This is a genomic window from Prevotella sp. KH2C16, from assembly GCF_900113305.1.
In the GTDB taxonomy this organism is placed as follows: domain Bacteria; phylum Bacteroidota; class Bacteroidia; order Bacteroidales; family Bacteroidaceae; genus Prevotella.
This window is the reverse complement of sequence record NZ_FOOW01000009.1, coordinates 1-21,113: the sequence shown is the minus strand read 5'-3', so window position 1 is coordinate 21,113 and position 21,113 is coordinate 1. Positions and strand designations below refer to the sequence as shown.

17 protein-coding genes and 1 tRNA gene are annotated in these 21,113 nt (G+C 53.8%); 13 read left to right on the top strand and 5 right to left on the bottom strand.

Features of this window, described 5'->3' with window-relative positions; all coding sequences use genetic code 11:
- Nucleotides 1-113: 113 nt before the first annotated feature.
- The 4 genes from BM114_RS07700 to BM114_RS07685 form a co-directional block, all read right to left on the bottom strand.
- On the bottom strand, nt 114-500 hold the full coding sequence (locus tag BM114_RS07700; RefSeq protein ID WP_092112115.1) for an energy transducer TonB: 387 nt from the start codon (nt 498-500) through the stop codon (nt 114-116).
- Between the two features lie 15 nt (nt 501-515).
- A complete protein-coding gene (locus BM114_RS07695) occupies nt 516-2,774 on the bottom strand; it encodes a monovalent cation:proton antiporter family protein (protein WP_092112113.1) in 2,259 nt (752 codons plus the stop codon).
- A 133-nt stretch (nt 2,775-2,907) separates the two neighbouring features.
- Nucleotides 2,908-4,131, bottom strand: a complete 1,224-nt coding sequence (gene pepT / locus BM114_RS07690) for a peptidase T (protein WP_092112111.1) — start codon at nt 4,129-4,131, stop codon at nt 2,908-2,910.
- A gap of 19 nt (nt 4,132-4,150) precedes the next feature.
- A tRNA-Arg gene (locus BM114_RS07685) sits at nt 4,151-4,227 on the bottom strand.
- Nucleotides 4,228-4,469: 242 nt separating this feature from the next.
- Between BM114_RS07685 and asnA the strand changes: the two genes are divergently transcribed.
- A complete protein-coding gene (gene asnA / locus BM114_RS07680; protein WP_092112109.1) occupies nt 4,470-5,507 on the top strand; it encodes an aspartate--ammonia ligase in 1,038 nt (345 codons plus the stop codon).
- A 132-nt stretch (nt 5,508-5,639) separates the two neighbouring features.
- Here asnA and BM114_RS07675 read toward each other — a convergent pair whose 3' ends face one another.
- The gene (locus tag BM114_RS07675; RefSeq protein ID WP_092112107.1) at nt 5,640-7,403 is read right to left on the bottom strand and encodes a DNA polymerase III subunit gamma/tau; all 1,764 of its coding nucleotides are present in this window, start codon (nt 7,401-7,403) and stop codon (nt 5,640-5,642) included.
- Nucleotides 7,404-7,493: 90 nt separating this feature from the next.
- Here BM114_RS07675 and BM114_RS07670 point away from each other — a divergent pair, with 90 nt between their 5' ends.
- From BM114_RS07670 to BM114_RS07615, 12 genes are all read left to right on the top strand, one after another.
- Nucleotides 7,494-7,835, top strand: a complete 342-nt coding sequence (locus tag BM114_RS07670; RefSeq protein ID WP_092112106.1) for an FtsB family cell division protein — start codon at nt 7,494-7,496, stop codon at nt 7,833-7,835.
- Nucleotides 7,819-8,247 (top strand): hypothetical protein, encoded by a 429-nt coding sequence (locus BM114_RS07665; protein WP_092112105.1) that lies wholly within the window; start codon nt 7,819-7,821, stop codon nt 8,245-8,247. Before BM114_RS07670 ends, BM114_RS07665 begins: the two co-directional genes overlap by 17 nt.
- 90 nt (nt 8,248-8,337) lie before the next feature.
- Nucleotides 8,338-9,141, top strand: a complete 804-nt coding sequence (locus BM114_RS07660) for a DUF4369 domain-containing protein (protein ID WP_092112103.1) — start codon at nt 8,338-8,340, stop codon at nt 9,139-9,141.
- 12 nt (nt 9,142-9,153) lie between these two features.
- Nucleotides 9,154-10,485 (top strand): dihydroorotase, encoded by a 1,332-nt coding sequence (locus BM114_RS07655; RefSeq protein WP_092112101.1) that lies wholly within the window; start codon nt 9,154-9,156, stop codon nt 10,483-10,485.
- A gap of 35 nt (nt 10,486-10,520) precedes the next feature.
- Nucleotides 10,521-11,690 (top strand): metallophosphoesterase, encoded by a 1,170-nt coding sequence (locus BM114_RS07650; protein ID WP_092112099.1) that lies wholly within the window; start codon nt 10,521-10,523, stop codon nt 11,688-11,690.
- Nucleotides 11,687-12,445, top strand: coding sequence for a lysophospholipid acyltransferase family protein (locus BM114_RS07645; protein ID WP_092112097.1), 759 nt, complete (start codon nt 11,687-11,689; stop codon nt 12,443-12,445). The genes BM114_RS07650 and BM114_RS07645 overlap by 4 nt, the downstream gene beginning before the upstream one ends.
- A 79-nt stretch (nt 12,446-12,524) precedes the next feature.
- Nucleotides 12,525-13,277, top strand: coding sequence for a polyprenol monophosphomannose synthase (locus BM114_RS07640; RefSeq protein WP_092112094.1), 753 nt, complete (start codon nt 12,525-12,527; stop codon nt 13,275-13,277).
- Nucleotides 13,278-16,724, top strand: coding sequence for a transcription-repair coupling factor (gene mfd, locus BM114_RS07635; RefSeq protein ID WP_092112092.1), 3,447 nt, complete (start codon nt 13,278-13,280; stop codon nt 16,722-16,724).
- A 52-nt stretch (nt 16,725-16,776) separates the two neighbouring features.
- On the top strand, nt 16,777-18,237 hold the full coding sequence (locus tag BM114_RS07630) for a sodium:solute symporter (RefSeq protein ID WP_092112090.1): 1,461 nt from the start codon (nt 16,777-16,779) through the stop codon (nt 18,235-18,237).
- Between the two features lie 193 nt (nt 18,238-18,430).
- Nucleotides 18,431-19,447: an SPFH domain-containing protein gene (locus BM114_RS07625; RefSeq protein WP_092112088.1), complete on the top strand. Its 1,017-nt coding sequence runs from the start codon at nt 18,431-18,433 to the stop codon at nt 19,445-19,447.
- Nucleotides 19,444-19,782 (top strand): transporter, encoded by a 339-nt coding sequence (locus BM114_RS07620; RefSeq protein WP_092112086.1) that lies wholly within the window; start codon nt 19,444-19,446, stop codon nt 19,780-19,782. Before BM114_RS07625 ends, BM114_RS07620 begins: the two co-directional genes overlap by 4 nt.
- Before the next feature lie 14 nt (nt 19,783-19,796).
- Nucleotides 19,797-21,113 (top strand): transposase (locus BM114_RS07615; RefSeq protein ID WP_092112084.1); only part of this gene is annotated, 1,317 nt, incomplete at its 3' end.

Sequence of the window (21,113 nt, the reverse complement as noted above, 5' to 3'; positions counted from 1 at the left end):
TCCAAAAGACCGTTAGCGATTTGACAAAATCGCCGATTTTGCCTCACCTTCTCGCCGATTTTATCCTTCAAAATCGCCGATTTTTTCAGCCTATAGGTGGCTTCCCACAGGGCTTACTGCGGATGGATGAATATGGGTAGGATGTATTGGAATCTCACGGGCTTGCCGTTCTGCCGGGCGGGAATCCATCGCGGCATCTTCTTCAGCATCTTGAGGCATGCCTCGTCGTAGGCGGGATACATGGGTTTCACTACTCGCAGATGGGTCAGGCGGCCGTTTTCCTCCACGAAAAACTGCACGACGATGCGTCCCTGCACATTGCAGGAGCCCTCCAGATAGGGCAGGTTCAGGTTGTTTCCGATAAATGCCTGCATGGCTTTGTCTCCACCGGGAAACGACGGATTCTGGTCGGCCACGACGAAGAAACGCTCCCGGTGCGTGGCGCAGGAGAGCATGCCGAGCGACAGGGCAAGGCAGATCAGGCTCTTGGGGATTCTCATGGTTCCTATTTCGGATTATGTCAGGTTGGTCAGTTTGTCTACGGCCTGTTGCTCGCCCACGATCCAGAGGATGTCTCCCTGCTCGAATTTACGCTTGGGATTGATGAGGGTGAGGTTCTTCTGGCCTTCTTCCACGCCCACCACCATGCAGTTATATTGGTCGCGGATGCCGCTCTCGCGAAGGCTCTTGCCGATAAACGGGCTGCTTTCGCGCAGGATAATCTGGCGCAGTTTCATCTCCCGCTTCTCTATTTCCGGGTCTTCGGGCACCAGTTCGTGGCGCAGTCCGTCGCCGAAAGCGTGCAGTTGCTCGTCGTCGCCGATGGCCTGTATCCGGTCTCCGGGAAAGATGACGGTGCTCCCGCCGGGGATATTGATGCGTTGCCGGCCACGGAGAATGCTGCTCACATGCACTCCGTAGCGGTTGCGCAGCTGCAGGTCGCGCAGCGTCTGGCCACAGAAGGCCGAGTCATCGGGCACCTCAAAGTCAGAGATATGCAGGTCGCGGTCGAGCAGGTGCCCCTCGAAGAGCGGCCGTCGGCTGCCGTTCACCTGTGCGGCGATGTCGCGCGAGCGCAGGTTCTGCACGAAGAGACGCTCCAGCCGGATGCTTCGGTGCTTCAGGCTCCTGGATAGCACCATCAGAGTGAGCATCACCAGGGCGAGCGTGATGACGACGGCGTTCTGGAAGCGAGCCAGATAGTTGCAGATGTAGAATAGGAAGGCGGCGGCGATGACCACGCGCACGAGCACGGTGAAGATTAATGGCAGGCGGTTGATGCGCCGCTCTGTCCACAATGCTTTGAACTCCTCACTGTGATTGTTCTTCACGATGATGGAGCGCAAGAACGGCGCGATGAGAGCCAGGAGGAGCACGCCGCACACGCCGTTGGCCCACCAGTGGGGCAGTATCTTGCGTATGAAGGGCAGGAAGACGGTGAGCATCAGCGTGGTAACGGCTGCCGTGAGAATGGAGTAGATGACTGTGTTCACCGTAATCTTGCGCAGATAGACGCGCCAGAGGCTCTGCTCCTGCTGCGTTCCCTCCGTCGTCGAGCCGAGATGGCTGAGCCTGCGCACCCACTTCCTGGGCAGTTTTCTTTCGAGATAGGCATATGCCGGGTCGGCCGCCTGCATCATGTAAGGGGTCAGGAAGGTGGTAATCACGGATACGGCTACTACCACGGGATATAGAAAATCTCCTATGACGCCCAGCGAGAGGCCGAGCGACGCAATGATAAAGGCAAACTCGCCGATCTGTGCCATGGAGAATCCGCAGCGCATTGAGGTCTTTAGCGTCTGGCCGCTGAACAGATAGCCCAGGGAGCCGAAGATGCTCTGCCCGAAGAGGATGGTCATCACAATGACCACGATCGGTAGTGCATAGTCTACCAGTATCTCGGGATCTACGAGCATGCCCACCGACACGAAGAAGACGGCTCCGAACAGATTCTTCACCGGCTCGACGAGACGGATAATCTTGTCGGCCTCTATCGTCTCGGCAAGAATGCTTCCCATGACGAACGCACCGAAGGCGCTGCTGAACCCGACGGTAGTTGAAATCCATGCCATGGCACAGCAGAGGCCGAGCGCAACGATGACCATGGTCTCGTCGTTCATCAGCTTTCGCGTAGAGCGCAGGAACAGGGGAATGACGAAGATGCCCACCACAAACCAGAGAATGAGGAAGAACCCGATCTTGAAGACCGACTCCAGCATGAGCATCTGCCCACCGTCGGAGGCCGTGTCCCCGGCCAGCGCCGACAGCATTACCATCATCACGATGGCCAGTACATCCTCAAGGATGAGCACGCTCATCACCAGTCCGGCAAAGTGCTGCTGTCGCAGGCCCATGTCGTCGAATGCCTTGTAGATGATGGTGGTGGACGACATGGCCAGCATTCCTCCAAGGAAGATGCAGTCCATGCGGCTCCAGCCGAAGGCACGCCCTACGAACATGCCCAGTATCATCATAGAGAAGATGATGGTGAGGGCGGCGATGACGGGTGCCATGCCCATCTTCAGGATTTTCTTGAACGAAAAGTCGAGCCCCAGGGAGAAAAGGAGGAAGATGACGCCGATGTCTGCCCAGGTCTGGATGTCCGCCTTGTCGACCACCGACATGGTGTAAGGCATGTGTGGCGAGACAAGGAATCCGGCCACGATATACCCCAGTACCAGGGGTTGCTTGAGCTTCTTGAACAGGAGCGTTACGGCTCCTGCGACCATCAGGATCAGTGCCAGGTCTTTTACGAGGTTGGGAAGTTCAGACATCTTTGTTGTTCTATATGGGTGAAAGGATGATAGTTGGAATCGGCGGAAACTTGGAAAGCAAAAAGGCAAAAGAGCGACCGGCATGCCTTCACCCTTTTGCCTTTCTTTGTCAAGCAGAGCACTCGGGGTGCCGTTAGTCGTTGAACTGGGCGGTAAGTTCGCAAATCTTCACGATGACCTGCACGGCTTTCTCCATCACCTGGATGGAAACAAACTCGTAAGGACCATGGAAATTCACGCCTCCCGCAAAGATATTGGGGCAGGGGAGGCCGCGGAAGCTGAGCTGGGCACCGTCGGTTCCGCCGCGTATAGGCTCCACCTTGGGCGTTACGCCGGTGTCCTGCATGGCCTTGAGAACGATGTCTATCACATGCATGTTGGGGTCTATCTTCTCCTTCATGTTATAGTATTGGTCCTTCAGGGCCACCTTCACGGTGCCTTCGCCATACTTTTCGTTCATCCTCCTGGCGATGTCCTCTACGAAGTTCTTGCGCTCTTCAAACTTCTCCTTGTCGTGGTCGCGGATGATATAGCTGAGCTTTGCCTCTTCGCAGTGGCTCTCGATGCCGAGCAGATGATAGAAGCCCTGATAGCCCTCAGTGGTCTCCGGTATGTCGGTCTCCGGTATGTAGCCGTTGAATTCACAGGCCAGCCGGCTGGCATTGATCATCTTTCCCTTGGCATAGCCGGTGTGGACGCTTACGCCCTTGATGGTAATCTTGGCCGACGCGGCATTGAAGTTCTCGTATTCCAGGTTGCCGATGTCGCCGCCGTCCATGGTATAGGCCCATTCGCAGCCGAACTTCTCCACATCGAAGTGATGGGCTCCCATGCCGATTTCCTCGTCGGGGTTGAAGCCCATGCGTATGTCGCCGTGCTTGATTTCGTCGTGGTCGCGCAGATAGCACATGGCCTCCACGATTTCCGCAATGCCCGCCTTGTCGTCCGCGCCGAGCAGTGTCGTACCGTCGGTAACGATGAGGTCTTCGCCCTTATGCTCCAAAAGTTCGGGGAATTTGGCGGGTGATGATACGATGCCGGGCGACAGCAGGATGTCTCCGCCGTCGTAGTTCTCCACGACGCGAGCCTTGATGCCGGCTCCGCTTGCATCCAGTGCGGTGTCGTAATGGGAGATAAAGCCGATGGTGGGAATGTCCTTCTTGGTGTTGGCTTTCAGCGTTGCGTAGATGTAACCCTTGTCGTCCATTTCCACATCGGTAAAGCCCTCGTCTTCCAACTCTTCCTTCAGATATTTTGCGAAGATGAGTTGTTTCGGGGTGCTGGGGACGGTTTCCGAGCCTTCGGCCGACTGCGTATCAAACTTGGTATAGTTGATGAATCGTTCGGTAATATCCATAGTAATCCTTTATTAGGTGTGGTGACCCCGTTGGGACTCAAACCCAAGACCTTCAGAACCGGAATCTGACGCTCTATTCAACTAAGCTACGGGGCCGAAACAGTTGCAAAGGTAATTATTTCTTCTGACATATGCAATAAACCGGAGATTTTTTTAGCGATTTATAATATTTTCCTCCGTAGGATTTCAGGCTGTCCGGCTTCGTAGGGCGGCAAGCTGCCAGAAAGGAAGGAGCCGCTCCGGAAAACCGGTCAGAATGTCGATTTTTCCGGGAAATGGCTTGCGGATTAGTGATAATTGATTACCTTTGCACTTCAAAGCAACAAAGCATACGAGAAATGAGTAGACTTATAAAGCCCATCGACTACGAGGTTTTGCTCGACGGTCGGCAGACGGAGCAGGGCATCAAGCTGATCAAGAATTTCTTCCAGCAGAACCTCTCGACGGAGCTGAGGCTGAGCCGGGTTACGGCGCCGCTGTTTGTCCTGAAGGGGCTCGGCATCAACGACGACCTCAACGGGGTGGAGCGGCCGGTTACATTCCCCATCAAAGACCTTGCCGACAGCCAGGCCGAGGTGGTACATTCGCTGGCGAAATGGAAGCGGCTGACCCTTGCCGAGTATCATATTGACGAGGGATACGGCATCTATACCGACATGAACGCCATCCGTGCCGACGAGGAACTGGACAACCTCCACTCGCTCTATGTGGACCAGTGGGACTGGGAAGCTGTGATTTCCAGCGGCCAGCGCACCTTGACTCACCTCCAGAATGTGGTGGGGAGAATCTACGCCGCCATCCTGCGCACGGAGTTCCTCACCTGCGAGACCTATCCCTGCATAAAGCCTTTTCTGCCCGAGAAGATTCACTTCATCCACAGTGAGGAGCTCCTGCAGCGCTATCCCGGGCTGACTCCGAAGGAGCGCGAGGATGCCGTCTGCCGAGAATACGGGGCCGTCTTCGTGATAGGCATTGGCGGAAGACTTTCCAACGGTGAGAAACACGACGGCCGAGCGCCTGACTACGACGACTGGTCGACCGTGGCGGAGAATGGTCTGGCGGGTCTGAACGGCGACATTCTCATCTGGTATCCGCTACTGGGACGCTCGGTAGAGCTGTCCAGCATGGGCATCCGTGTAGATAGGGAGTCGCTCCTCCGGCAGCTCGAGATGGAAGGCGAGGAAGGGCGCGAGCAGCTCTATTTCCACCAGCAGCTGCTCAGTGGCCGGCTGCCCTTGAGCATCGGGGGCGGTATCGGGCAGAGCCGCCTCTGCATGGTATTGCTCCACAAGGCGCACATCGGCGAGATACAGGCCAGCATCTGGCCCGACAGCATGCGCCGCGAATGTCGCGAAATAGGCATCCGGCTCATCTGATAAACGGCTGTTGAAATTGTTACAGGCCGCTTGTAAACATGTTACAAGCGGCCTGTAATGGGTTTACACGCTGTGTGTAATACCCTTGAAAGCGGCCTTTTGGAAAAAGGGGTGCCGCGCTGTGTCCTGCCGTCAGCTAAGTTCGAGGTTGAGTGCGGTGCTCAGCTTTTCCAGCGCGGGATTCTCTTTCCTAAGCTTCTCAAAGATTTCCCGGTTGTTGAGGATAGGCTTGAACTCTTCCGGCGTTGCCAGTCGGAGGTGCAGTTTCAGGTCGCTGTTGTCGAGACTGATTTTTATCGTCTTCTCTATGCGCAGCCTGATGCCGTTGAGCTGGTCGAGGAGTACGGAGTTGTCTACGACCACTTCGATTTCGGGATAATGCAGAATGACGGGCGTGAGGTTTTTCATGCGCTGAGCCAGGCCTACGAGATTGGTCTTTTCCATCCGCAGGCACATCGACATCCACTGGTGAGCCAGCTCGTCGTCGTCAAACTCCTTTTTCTTGGCAGTTATCGGTTCGTCGGATTCTTCCTTTGCTCCCGTGTCCCCGTCATTGAGAAGATTGCTGAAGGTGAGGCCTATGTTCCCGAACTTCAGCCGGGGTTTCGGACTTGGAGTGGCCGTGGGCTGTGTTGAAGGCAGGGGTTTCTCTTCCCGGTGGTGCGTCGCCTTCGTCTGGCGCACCACGGGCTTCTCCTCGGCAGCCACCTGCGGAGCCGCCTTAGGTTGAGGAGCCATGAGATTCTTGAACAGGGATTTCAGTCGTCTGGGGCTGCGCCCCGCGCCAGGCTTGTCGTCGTCGGGCTGGGTGATCTGGGCCACCTCGATGAGCGTGAGCTCCACCAGCAGCCGCTTGTTGGAGCTCTGCCGGTAGTTCACATCACAGCGGTTCAGGATTTCCAGAGCCTTATATAAAAAAGGTGTAGGGCACTTCTGAGCCTGCTGCAGGAACTTCTGCCTCTGCTGCTCGCTCACCTCGAGTAGTGGTAGCGTCTGCGCATCCTTCGCCATCATCACATCTCGCACATGCGAGGCGAGCCCGTTGACGAGCAGGCCGGCATCGAATCCCTTGGTGATGAGCGCGTTGAGCAGGAGCATGATGTCGGGCACTTTGTTCCCGAGAGCCAGGTCGATGATGCGGAAATAGTTGTCGCTGTCGAGCACATTCAGGTCTTCTATCACCTTCTGATAGGTGATGTTGCCCTGCGAGAAGCTCGCCGCCTGGTCGAAGATGGAGAGCGCGTCGCGCATGCCGCCGTCTGCCTTCTCGGCAATGATGTTCAGGGCTTCCTCCTCATAGCTGATGTTTTCCCGTCCAGCCACCATTTTCAGGTGGTCTGCGATTTCCGGGACGGTCATGCGCTGGAAGTCGTAAATCTGGCAGCGGCTGATGATCGTCGGCAGAATCTTGTGCTTCTCGGTGGTGGCGAGGATGAAGACGACATGGGCAGGCGGCTCCTCGAGCGTCTTCAGGAATGCGTTGAAGGCCGCCGTGGAGAGCATGTGCACCTCGTCGATGATGAACACCTTGTAGCGCCCCACCTGCGGCGGGATGCGCGTCTGATCCATCAGGGTCTTGATGTTCTCCACGGAGTTGTTGCTGGCAGCGTCCAACTCGAAGATGTTATACGACCTCTGCTCGTTAAAGGCCTTACATGACTCGCACTCGTTGCAGGCCTCTCCCTCGGCACTGGGATGCTGGCAGTTGATGGCCTTGGCAAAGATGCGGGCGCAGGTGGTCTTTCCCACGCCCCTTGGGCCGCAGAAAAGATAGGCATGGGCAAGCTTGCCGCTCTTCACCGCGTTCTTCAGCGTGGTGGTAAGGGCTGTCTGCCCGACGACCGAGTCGAAGGTCATGGGGCGGTATTTCCTTGCCGAAACAATGTATTCTTCCATAGGGTTTTTGGGATTTATGTTGCAAAAGTAAGTAAAAAAGTCGAGAATATCAATTCTTTTTTTTATTTTTGCATCCGAATAGAGAATATTATGAGCAGCCGGTTTGGAGTCATATGGAGTTTCCTGAGCCACTACAAATATTTGATAGTGATCGTGCTGGGCGTTGCCATCGTGGGGTTTCTCGATGAGAACAGCTTCATGAAGCGCGTGCAGTACGAGCTTCAGATAGATGCCCTTCAGGACGAAATCGACAAGTATAACGCCCAGAACGAGGCCACCACGAAGCTGCTCAAGGGTCTGAAGAACGACCGCAAGTCGATAGAGAAAATAGCCCGTGAGCATTATTTCATGAAGGCTGACGACGAGGATGTCTATGTGCTGAGTACGGATGAAGACCCGGTAGAAACGAGTAAAAATGAAACAACTGAATAAGACGCAAGGCATATTGTTCCTGATAGGGGGTGTGCTGATGGTCGCAGGCGCCGGCTGCTTCGTGTTCATGTGGCAGCAAAAGGTGGTGTGCTGGGTGTTCCTCCTGGGAGTAATCCTCTTTACGCTGATGCAGCTGATGCAGACTTACGAGGGGAGCGATCTTGTCGTGAAGCGTCTCAAGCGCATTCAGGCCATCGCCGACATTCTCTTCATCCTGTCGGGATTCCTCATGGTCGACACGGCCTACCAGTATCTGCTGCCCTTGTTCAAGAGTCAGGACGGCTCGGGATACTATGCCTATCTGAGCTATGTATACAATAAATGGGTAATTCTGCTGCTCATTGCCGCCTTGCTGGAGCTCTATACCACGCATCGCATCAATTACGAATTGAATAAAACAAAAAATACTTAAAAGAGAGGAAATATCCTTTAAATTCCATAAAATATTTTTTATAGTTCAATAATAGGTGTTATCTTTGCTATTCAGAACATTTCGGATTATATGAATAAGGTTATATACGCATTTGTCTCTCTGCTGTCTCTCACTTCGTGTGCGAGTTCATTCAATATTCAAGGCTCGTCCAATATCTCGACTTTGGATGGTCAGAAGCTGTATCTGAAGGTTCTGAAGAACAACGACTTCAAGAATTTAGACTCCTGCGATGTGGTGCATGGCCAGTTTGCGTTTGCCGGCTCCGTGGACACCGTGCGCATGGCAAGCATCTTTCTGGATCATCAGAGCATCATCCCTCTTGTCATTGAGGGAGGAGACATCGTCATCAAGCTCGACAATACCCAGCAGACCGTGAGCGGAACGCCTTATAATGACAAGCTCTTCAAGTTCTTCAATAAATACAGTCAGTTGAAAAACCGGCAGGCCGACCTTATTCATCAGCATGACCAGGCCATCATGAACGGCAGCGACATGCAGGAGGTGAATGTGCGCCTGAATGCCGAGGCTAACCGCCTTTCGCAGGAAGAAGACCAACTGGTAACCTCTTTTGTTACGGAGAATTTTGACAATGTGCTGGGACCGGGAGTGTTTTTCCTGGTAACGATTCCTAATGAGTATCCTATGCTTGACCCTTGGATAGAAGATATTATGAGCAAGGCAACGGATAATTTCAAGAATGATCCTTATGTGAAGGACTATTATGAAAAGGCACAGGAGAATCAGCAGATTATGAATGGAATGAAGGATGTGCCTGCCGTGGCTCCTCATGCTCCGGCATCTCCGCAGGTGGCGCAGCCTGTTCCTGCACAGCCGGCTCCGACTCCGAGCGAGCTTGCAAAGCCAGCAGAATAACAACAAGCCCGTATGTCAATACTGATTTATGGTGGAACAATAGTCAATGAAGGCCGGACCTATCGAGGTTCAATCGTGATAGAGGGCGAGCAGATAGCCCGAATCAAGGAAGGCGAGGATGCTCCCCGTGGAAACTACGACAAAGAGGTAGATGCTACGGGGTGTTTCATTTTGCCTGGCGTGATAGACGAGCATGTGCATTTCCGTGAGCCAGGATTGGCTGAGAAGGCTGATATTGAGAGCGAAAGTCGCGCCGCGGCGTATGGAGGAATTACCTCTTTTTTCGATATGCCGAACACAAAGCCCGGCACATGTTCGCTCGAAACCTTGGTGGAAAAGTTTGAACTCGCAAGGCAGAAGAGCCATGTCAACTATAGTTTCTTCTTCGGGGCGACCAATGACAACAGTGTTTTGTTTAGGGATTTAGACCGTCATCGGATACCAGGCATCAAGCTTTTCATGGGTGCTTCGACGGGCAATATGCTCGTAGACAGGCAGGAATCCTTGCAGCGGATATTCAGCACGGCCGCAGAGCTGGGGCTTCCCGTGATGACTCATTGCGAGGATACACGGCAAATCAATGCAAATATGCAGAAGGCCAGAACCGAGTATGGCGATGACCCGGAGATACGGCTGCATCCTATGATTCGGAGCGAGGAAGCCTGCTATGACTCTACGGCGCACGCGGTGGCTCTCGCAAGAAAATACGGTACCCGCCTACATGTGGCTCATCTGACTACGGCCCGTGAGCTGGAATTCTTCGGACAGGAACCGGCAATCACAGCCGAGGCCGTGATAGCTCACCTCTATTTCTGCGACAAGGACTACGAAACGCTGGGGGCACTCATCAAATGTAATCCCGCCGTCAAGACTTCCCATGACCGGGAAGCCCTTCGGAGAGGACTCGTAAACGGAAAGATATTCACGGTGGGCACAGATCATGCCCCTCATCTTCTGAGTGAAAAGCAGGGCGGATGTGCAAGAGCAGCTTCCGGTATGCCCATGATTCAGTTTTCCCTTTCCACGATGTTGGAGCTGGCAGACGAGGGCATATTGACCATTGCTGACATCGCGGCACTTATGTGCCATCATCCGGCCACCCTGTTCGGCGTGCGGGAGCGTGGTTTTATCCGCCAGGGGTATGCCGCCGACCTGGTGATTGTCTGCAACGATAGACCTTGGAAGGTAACGAAGGATGTCATACAGAGCAAGTGCAAGTGGAGCCCGATGATAGGTCATGAGTACCAATGGAGGGTTCGCCAGACCTTCTGCAACGGGCACCTTATATATAATGAGGGGGTCTTTGACGAGAATTCCAGCGGCCAGGAAATAAAGTTCCGATGAGTGAAGGGCGGATTTAAGTCTATTGTTTTGAAGCAATGATAGCACGAATCATATTTCCAATCATATTAGCAATCGTATTGCCGGAAATCTATTTCGACATTTACTACTTGCGCCGACGCTATAAATACGGCTTCTGGAGACGCCTGCTCTGGCTGCTTCCGGGAATCTTGATGCTCGTTTACTCCATCGCTTTGGCAACCATCAAGAACTTCGTGCCTGACGATCTGAAACTGCTGAATATGTATTTGGCGTTGGTGGGACTTTTTGTTGGTCCCAAAGCCGTATTCGCCTTGTTCTCCTTTCTGGGGCATCTCTGGTGTAAGATAACCCACAGCCGTCATAACTGGGGAAATCTGATAGGAGTCTTTGCCAGTCTGTTCGGAGTCTATGTCTTCGTCTACGGATATACGGCAGGTTTCCACAAACTTGATGTCAACCATGTGAATTTGGAGTTTGCCGACCTTCCTGACGCCTTCGACGGCTATCGCATCGTTCACTTTTCGGATGCCCATGTGGGGACCTTTACGGGCAAGAGAAAGAAAATTCTTCTCAGGGCGGTGGACAGTATCAATGCTCAGCATGCGGACGCAATAGTCTTCACCGGCGACATTCAGAATATCCAGCCGTCGGAATTGTATCCCTTGCAGGGCATCTTGTCCTCCCTGAAGGCCAAGGACGGCGTCTATTCCATCCTGGGAAATCATGACTACAGCACCTATATCAAGGCTGATTCGACCGTAAAAGTATCCAATGAGCAGGAAATCATATCCCTCGAACGCCAGTTCGGATGGGACTTACTGTTGAACGAGCATCGTAGTATCCATCGCGGGAAAGACTCCCTCGTCATCGCCGGAGAGGAAAACGGGGGAGTGGCTCCTCATCCCGACAAGGCGGATTTGCGGAAAACTCTGTCGACGGTGTCCGATGGAGCCTTTGTCGTCATGCTCCAGCATGATCCCTCGGCATGGCGGCAATCCATACTGCCGGAGTCTACGGCACAGCTCACCTTGAGCGGACATACCCACGGAGGACAGCTGAGTATCTTCGGATTCCGTCCCACGATGCTCATGATGGGCGAAGACAAGGGGCTCTACGAGCAGTCCGGTCGCTATCTCTATGTGAATGCCGGACTGGGCGGCGTAGTGCCTTTCCGCTTCGGTATGCCGAGTGAAATCACAGTAATAACCTTACATAAGAAAAAATGAAATATCTCTACCGAATCTACCAGACCTTCATCTTTGTGCCTCTCTTTGTCCTTGCGTCCTTCATAACCTCGTTGGTTACCGTTATAGGGTGCATGATTGGAAACGGTCATTTCTGGGGATACTACCCAGGAAAGTACTGGTCGAGGCTCGCCATACGGCTTCTGTTCCTTCCCGTGAGGGTAGAAGGTCGTGAGAATCTTGTCCCCGGGCAGTCTTATGTTTTTGTGTCCAATCATCAGGGAGCTTTTGACATTTTCTTGATTTATGGCTATCTGAATCGCAATTTCAAGTGGATGATGAAGAAAGGATTGAGGAAGATACCCCTGGTCGGCGTAGCCTGTGAGTATGCGCATCACATTTTTGTGGACAAGAGCGGGCCGAGCAAGATTCGTAGGACTTACGACGAGGCGCGTGAAATTCTGAAGGAGGGGATGTCGCTGGTGGTCTTTCCAGAGGGAGCCCGCACCTTCACGGGGCATATGGGCAAGTTCCGCCGGGGAGCCTTCATGCTGGCAGACGAGTTGCAGTTGCCTGTTGTGCCCCTGACCATTAACGGATCTTTCGATGTCATGCCGCGGATGCGGGACTGGAAGTTTGCCGTATGGCATCCCCTGCACCTTACTATCCACAGACCGATAGTGCCGGAGGGTAAGGGGCCGGAATTTGAGAAGCGGACCATGGACAAGGCATATCAGGCCGTAATGCAGGGTCTTATGCCGGAATATCAAGGCTATGTGGAGAACCTGGACCAGTAATCGTAAAAATAATGATAGTGGTAAGAGGTGTATATATTAAAAATTTCTTATCTTTGCAGTATCTTAATATTTGCGGATTATGAACGAAAGCGACAGCATTGTAATTATTCCCACCTATAACGAGAAGGAAAACATAGAGAAGATTATCCGCGCCGTGTTCGGCCTTGAGAAGTGTTTTCATGTCCTTGTTATCGACGACGGGAGTCCGGATGGCACGGCTCAGATAGTCCATCACTTGATGGAGACAGACTTTGGAGACAGGCTCTTCATTATTGAGCGTAGTGGGAAACTGGGCTTAGGCACGGCTTATATTACTGGATTCAAGTGGGCGTTGGTGCACAACTACGGCTATGTCTTTGAGATGGACGCCGATTTCAGTCATGATCCCAATGATTTGCCCCGCCTTTATGCAGCTTGCCATGATGAGGGGAACGATGTCTCCATCGGCTCTCGCTATGTAAGTGGGGTAAATGTGGTCAATTGGCCGATTGGGCGCGTCCTCATGAGTTATTTCGCCTCTAAGTATGTGCGCTTGGTTACGGGGTTCAAGGTCCATGACACGACGGCAGGTTTCGTTTGCTATAAGCGCCGCGTTCTGGAGACGATACCGCTCGACGAGGTCCGGTTCAAGGGATATGGTTTCCAGATAGAGATGAAGTTCACGGCCTATAAGATAGGTTTCAAGATCAAGGAGGTTCCTGTGGTTTTCGTCAATCGCCGCGAGGGAACGAGCAAGATGAGCGGAGGAATCTTCGGGGAGGCGTTCTTCGGTGTTATGAGATTAAGGCTGGATGGATGGCTGCGCAAGTATCCATTGCTGCCAAAAGAGTAAATGAGAATTCAAGATATCAGCCACTTGTATGGAGCGTCACCTCAGGCAGGGGCGCTCCTCAAGGTTCTGGAAGACAATTCGGTGAACCGTGTTTTCCTTCAGGGATTGCTGGCTTCTGCCACGCCAGTATTGTTTGCGTCTGTAGCAAGTAGAGTCCATCGAACCATTCTGTTCATTCTGCAAGATGCCGATGAGGCCGGATACTTCTATCACGACCTTGTGCAGGTGCTCGGCCAGGAAGAAGTCTTGTTCTATCCCTCCAGTTATCGTCGTTCCATAAAATACGCTCAGCGGGATGCCGCCAATGAGATTCTGCGGACGGAGGTGCTTGCCAAGTTAGGTTCTGGGAAGCAGCTGTATATAGTAACCTGTCCGGAGGCCCTCTCAGAATTGGTTGTCAGCAAGAAGAATCTGGATACGCAGCTCCTTAAATTGCGTGCGGGGCAGAACATAGATGTAACCGATGTCGTGAAGACCCTGCGCAGTCTCGGCTTTTCAGAGACTGACTATGTCTATGAACCGGGGCAGTTTGCCCTTCGCGGCAGTATCCTCGATGTCTATTCCTATTCTTGTGAGTACCCGTATCGCATAGATTTCTTTGGCGACGAGATTGACACCATCCGCACTTTCGAGGTTCAGGATCAGCTTTCCAAGAATCGCAGAGACGAGGTGGAGATTGTTCCAGAGCTTGCTGCAGTGGCTTCGGAGAAAGTGTCATTTCTTAGTTCCCTGCCCGATGATGGCCTCGTGGTAGTGAAGGATTTGGCGTATGTAGAGGGCGTTATTGATAGAATCTACAGGGAGGGCTTCTCCCGGCAGGCCATGACCGAGCAGCTCGAAGCTGCCACGGAGATGGAGCGTGCAGAGATAATCCGTAATCTCCAGAAAGAGGGAAACCTCTCTTCGGCGCAGCAGTTCCGTAACGAGATTATCCGGTTTAAGCGGGTGGAAATCGGGGCGGATGCCAACAAGAGTCCGGAGGGCGGTCAGGTGGGGTCGGCCGTTTTGCGATTTCACATCACGCCGCAGCCTTTGTTCCATAAGAATTTTGACTTGTTGAAACAGTCGCTGGAAGATTATATCTTGCAAGGCTATAAGCTCTATATACTTGCTGACAGCCAGAAACAGCAGCAGCGTCTGAAGGATATCTTCGATGAAACGGGTACTGACCGAGAGCGTTCTTCTTACGACAGCCAGCGTTCGAGGATTCAATTTCAGCCCGTGGACAAAACCCTTCATGAGGGATTTGCCGACAACGACCTGAAGCTTTGCTTCTTCACCGATCATCAGATATTCGACCGCTTCCATAAATACAGCCTTCGCAGCGACAGTGCCCGTGCCGGGAAGATGGCGTTGACCATGAAGGAACTGCAGGAAATGGATCCCGGCGATTTCATCGTTCATGTGGATTTCGGCATCGGCAAGTTTGGGGGACTGGTGCGGTTGCCCAATCCCAATGGAGGTTTTCAGGAGGCTATACGCATCATCTATCAGAATAACGACAAGGTGGATGTCTCCATCCACTCACTCTATAAGATAAGCAAGTACCGCCGGCAGGATACGGGAGAGCCGCCCCGGTTGAGCACTCTGGGCACGGGAGCCTGGGATCGATTGAAGGAGCGGACGAAGAAGAAGATAAAGGATATAGCCCGCGACCTTATCCGCCTCTATGCCAAGCGTCGTCATGAGAAAGGTTTTGCCTTCAGCGCAGATACCTACATGCAGCGGGAACTGGAGGCCAGCTTCCTCTATGAAGACACCCCCGACCAGCTGAAGGCCACTCATGATGTGAAGTCCGACATGGAAAGTGCCCGCCCGATGGACCGCTTGGTGTGCGGCGATGTGGGTTTTGGGAAGACCGAGGTTGCCGTGCGTGCGGCTTTCAAGGCGGCCTGTGATTCCAAGCAGGTTGCCGTGCTCGTCCCGACCACGGTGCTCGCCTTTCAGCATTACCAGACTTTCCGTGATCGTTTGAAGAATCTTCCCGTGCGTGTAGACTATCTTTCCCGGGCTCGCACGGCCAAGCAGACCCGCCAGGTGCTGGAAGATCTGGCTTCGGGAAGGATAGACATCCTCATTGGCACCCATAAGCTGATAGGAAAGAATGTGAAGTGGCACGACCTGGGGTTGCTTATTATAGACGAAGAACAGAAGTTCGGTGTCTCGGTCAAGGAGAAACTCCGCCGGCTGAAGACGAATGTAGACACCCTCACCATGAGCGCCACGCCCATTCCGCGCACGCTGCAGTTCTCGCTCATGGGAGCCCGAGACATGAGCATCATCCGCACTCCTCCACCTAACCGATACCCCATTCATACGGAACTGGCCACCTATGGACACGAGGTGATAGCCGATGCCGTCAACTTCGAGATGAGCCGTAACGGACAGGTGTTCTTCGTGAGCGACCGTATCAGCAGCCTGCAGGATATCGCCAATCTCATTCGTAAGTATGTTCCGGACTGCCGCATTGCCATCGGCCACGGTCAGATGGATCCTGAAGAGTTGGAAACCATCATCATGGGGTTCATCAACTATGACTATGATGTACTGCTTTCCACCACGATCGTGGAGAATGGAATCGACATTCCCAATGCCAATACCATCATCATCAACGACGCTCACCGGTTCGGACTGTCAGACCTGCATCAGATGCGAGGCCGCGTGGGTCGCTCTAACCGTAAGGCCTTCTGCTATCTCCTGGCACCGCCCAAGTCGGTGCTTAGTCCCGAAGCTCGCCGCAGGCTTGAAGCTTTGGAGAACTTCTCGGAGCTGGGCAGCGGCTTCAACCTTGCCATGCAGGACCTTGACATCCGTGGTGCGGGCAACCTGCTGGGTGCGGAGCAGAGCGGATTCATGGAAGACCTGGGCTATGAAACCTATCAGAAAATTCTCTCGCAGGCAGTAACGGAGCTGAAGAACGATGAGTTTCAGGATATCTACGCCGAGGAAATTGCCCAGGGCAAGCAGTTCAGCGGCGATGAGTTTGTGGAAGACTGCGCCATCGAGAGCGACCTGGAGATGTACTTCCCGGATACATATGTGCCGGGCTCCAGCGAACGAATGCTGCTGTATAGGGAGCTTGACAATATCAAGGACGATCGGGAACTGGCCGACTATCGTAAGCGGCTCGTCGACCGATTCGGCCCTGTGCCCCACGAGGGAGAGGAACTGATGCAGGTGGTGGCCTTGCGCCGGCTGGGCAAGCGACTGGGCTGCGAGAAGATCATCCTGCGCCAGGGACTGCTCAACCTGCAGTTTGTCTCCAATCCCGACAGTGCCTATTACAAGAGCCAGGCTTTCGACCGTGTGCTCAATTACATAGCTTCCAATCCCCGCCGGTGCGACCTGAAGGAGATCAGGGGTCGCAGGCTGATGCATGTCTTGCAGGTGCGGACGGTAAAAGAGGCCGTCGAGGTTCTGCGGATCATGGATGGGCGACAGGAATGATGTGGGGTAAGCGTCGTGTAAGTGCCCGTTTTTTAGTATCTTTGTAGTCGTTATGATTATCATTCTCACCGTTCTTGCGTATTTCTCCATCCTGCTGCTCTTCAGCAGGCTGACAGCCCGTCATGCCGACAACGACGCTTTCTACAGGGCCAACCGGCGGTCGCCATGGTATATGGTGGCCTTCGGCATGGTGGGCGCGAGCATCTCGGGCGTTACCTTCGTGAGCGTGCCGGGCATGGTGGAGTATACCGACATGACCTACATGCAGACCTGCCTGGGCTTCATCATCGGCTATTTTCTCGTGGCTTTCGTGCTTCTGCCGGTATATTACAGGTTGAATCTTACTACCATCTATTCTTATTTAAAGCTGCGGCTGGGCATGCGCTCCTATAAGACGGGAGCCTCCTTCTTCCTCCTCTCCAAGATGACGGGGGCTGCCGTGCGGTTCTATGTAGTCTGCATCATCCTCCAAAGGTTCGTTCTGGATGAACTTGGTGTGCCGTTCCCGCTGACGGTCGTAGCGATGGTGGCGCTCATCTGGCTCTACACCAGGCGCGGCGGCATCAAGACTTTGGTGTGGACGGACTCCTTCCAGACCGTCTGCATGTTCACGGCCCTCATTCTCATCTTCGTCCATGTGATGCACGAGCTCAACCTGAATGTGTCGGAGGCCGTGGCAGCCATTGGCCAGGACGGGCATAGCCGAATGTTCGTGTTTGATGACTGGCTGTCGAAACAGAACTTCTGGAAGCAGTTCTTGAGCGGCATTTTCATCGTAATCGTGATGACGGGGCTGGATCAAGACATGATGCAGAAGAACCTCACCTGCAAGAACCTTCGCGATGCGCAGAAGGACATGTGTGCCTATAGCTTTGCCTTCGTGCCTGCCAATCTGCTCTTCATGTGCCTCGGCGTGCTATTGATGCAGCTCGCGCGACAGCAAGGCATCGCCGTTCCGGCCTCGGGCGACGAGCTTCTGCCCCTGTTCGCGGCATCGGGAAGGCTGGGAAACATCGTCGTGGTATTCTTCACCGTCGGCATCGTGGCGGCCTCGTTCTCCAGTGCCGACTCGGCATTGACCTCGCTCACCACGAGTTATTGCGTCGACATACGCGGCCGCGAGGGGGATGAAGGCCTGCGCAAGCGAGCCCATGTGATGATGGCTGTGGTCTTCACGCTCTTCATCCTGGCTTTCAAGGCGATTAATTCCACGAGCGTCATCGATGCCATCTATATCATGTGCAGCTATACCTACGGTCCCCTGCTGGGGCTCTTTGCCTACGGGCTGCTCACGCACAGGGGCGTAAACGACCGAGTGGTGCCCTATGTGGCCGTGGCGTCGCCGCTGATCTGCTATGCCGCAGACAGAATCGTGGAGGCTGCTACGGGCTATCGGTTCGGCTACGAGATGCTCATGATTAACGGCTTGCTTACCTTCGTGGGGCTCTGGGTGAGTGGTTTATACGGCAAGCTAAAAGCGTCCGTTCATGAAAGAGCTGATGTGGAGGAATGATAGAAAGTTGTTTGGCAATAGGAGATGGCATAGGTTGTAAGGTAGGGAGACCGTTCCTGCAGTATTTGTTGAGGAACTTTTTGCGTATTTTTCGGCTTTTTCCATGTTCTTTTTGAAATTATTTTTCTACCTTTGTAGGGCTGTAAAATGAAGACGGGGATATAATCCCCCGTTAACATTCAAACCAAATTTTATGGAATTAAAGAACTTTTTCAAGCGGCAGCTACGCACGGTCATTGAATGGAAGGAGCAGAACGCAGACCTTCTCTTCCACCGGATGGAGACGACGACGGACGAAATCAAAAACGCCAGCAAGCTCATCGTGGCTCCGGGACAGGGATGTCTCGTAGTCTACGATGGCAAGGTAATGGCTACGCTGACCGAGCCCGGCATCTATGAGATGGCCACCGCCAACCATCCTTTCATCACCACGCTGCTCAACCTGGCGCAGCAGATGGAAAGCGAGCACAAGATGCGCTTCTATTTCTTCCGCACGGCGGAACTCGTGAATGTGCTCTGGGGCACCGCCTCGCCCGTGAAATATATGGAGCCTGACTATCAATTGCCCGTAACATTGGGTGCCTGCGGAAACTTCTCGGTAAGGATTGCCGATGCCGCTTGTATGTTCACCACCTTGCTCGGAACCGTGGGCGACTATCGTGTCGCCGATGTGCAGGAGCTCGTTTCCTCGCGTATCGTGGCCCCGCTCACCGCCTTCCTTGCCTCGAAGGCCTATCCCTATCGCGAGGTGGACCGCCATCTGATGGAGCTCTCGGCCGACCTGAAGGAAAAGACCGGCGACGAGCTGCTGAAGCTGGGGCTTACGCTGACCGATTTCCGTGTGGACTCTGTAACCTTCGACGAAGACACAATGGAGCGCATTGGAAAGGTTGCCGACATGACAACTGAGCAAAGGGCAGCCGCCGAGGTGGGCTTGGACTACACCGGTGTGCAGAAATTGGCCGCCATGCGCGATGCCGCACGCAACGAAGGCGGGCTCGCCGGGGCCGGACTGCAGGTGGGGGCAGGCGTACAGCTGGCCAAGGACATCTTCGCCCCGCAGGCCGGCGGCTCTGGCGCGAAGGCTGCGGAGACCGGTAACGAAGATGCTGCCCGGCGCCTGCGACAGCTGAAGAGCCTGCTCGACGAGCAGCTGATCACACAGGAAGAATACGACAAGAAGAAAGAAGAAATACTCGCGCAATTATGAAGAAACTGATTGTACCCGCCGCTGCCGTCCTCATCGTAAACCTGCTCGCAGGACTGCTCATCACGGCCTACGCACCGATGAACCTGCTCTTCACGAGCCTGGCCATTGTAATCAACACCTTCCTGGTATGGCTGCTCTTTGCCTTCGGCGCGGAGAGCACCCACAGACTCAGCCTCGGCATCTGCTTCCTGGCCGTGGGAACGCTGGAATTCCTCAGCGGATTCTTCGCCCCGGCGCGGTGGACTGACAATTGGTGGGCCATCGGTCTGGTAACGCTTACCGCCATAGAGGCGGTGTTGGCTTATCTCGCCATCCACTATTCCAGGAAATCCTAACTCACGGACAGACGATGGCGACAAAGATAAAGGCTGTGAAATGTCCGCAGTGTGGCAGCGAGAAGCACACTCAGATAGACGACAAACGGTTTCGCTGTAACAGTTGCGGCACGGAATTCTTCATTGACGACGATGACATCAACATCAATGTCAAGCATCATTTTGACTTTGGAAATGCCGGCAATGGCTCCAACCAGAGCAGGCTTACGACGACTAACGGACTGAGGGTGGTAGCCGTGGCTGTCAGCCTGCCTATTCTCGCGATGATTCTCCTCATCTTTATAGGTAGGTGGACGACCCCGTCTTCCGGCAGCTTTTTAGGCAAAGACTCGGTGAAGGTACACGACCAGAAGATTTGCTTCTTTCCCATGAAGAGCAGCGGACAGATGTGTTTCTTCTATCTTGTGGAGCGTAACTACAGCGTGGGCTACAACGGGGACAGGTCGAAATACATCGACGGCTACTATTATGGATTTCGCGATGCGCTCTCGGGCAAGGTCTTGTCCGAAGGGCTGCTTATCTCGGAAAAGGAGGCAGACAAACTCTCCATATCCTCGTTCTCGTCAGGTGAAGTACGCTATTTCCATCAGGCGCACTGCTGGTACATGGTGGTTCCGAAGCGTTTTATCTATGAGATAGACCCGAAGACGAGGAGCATGAAGGATGTTTCCAATGCGCTGTTTGCCAAGAAACCGGCCATGAACACAGGTGTTTTGCTGGCAAAGTTTATCAATGAAGACTATGGCGAGGGCTTCCTCGTGAACAATAACCTGGCTGAAGCCTATTATTATTTCCCCGCCACCGACCGCCTCTATACCGAGGAGGCTTTCAACTATGCGCGTCGTCTGCCCCCGACGGAACTTAATGGCGAGCTGCGCGATAGCACCTATTACAAGCTGCAGCGCGTGAACATCAGCGAGAATACCGGTGCCGGTGGGCGGTTGCGCCTCTGGCAAGTGAGGTTCAAGTTTCATCTCGGCGATCCGCAGGATGCCGGTTATTTCTCCTATGACATGACCCACCAGTGGGACAGGGACCAGCGTCTTGTCAGTGCCATTCCCATCACGGACTGGTTTACGGGCTTCGACGCCCATCTCATCTATCAGGATGCCCGCTATCTGCTGCTTGCCTATTGCGCCAATCTGGCGGAAGAGGCTCCCACGGTGTTCCAGCTGCGCAATACGAAGGGTACCATACTCTGGACGCAGCTCCTTGACAGGAGGGCAGAGGTGAACTATGCCGTTCGTGACGGCAGCAGGATATGGTTCGAAGCAGAGACGGATATCCGCGATATGCCTGATGAGACCTATTGCTACAGTCTCGATCTCGCA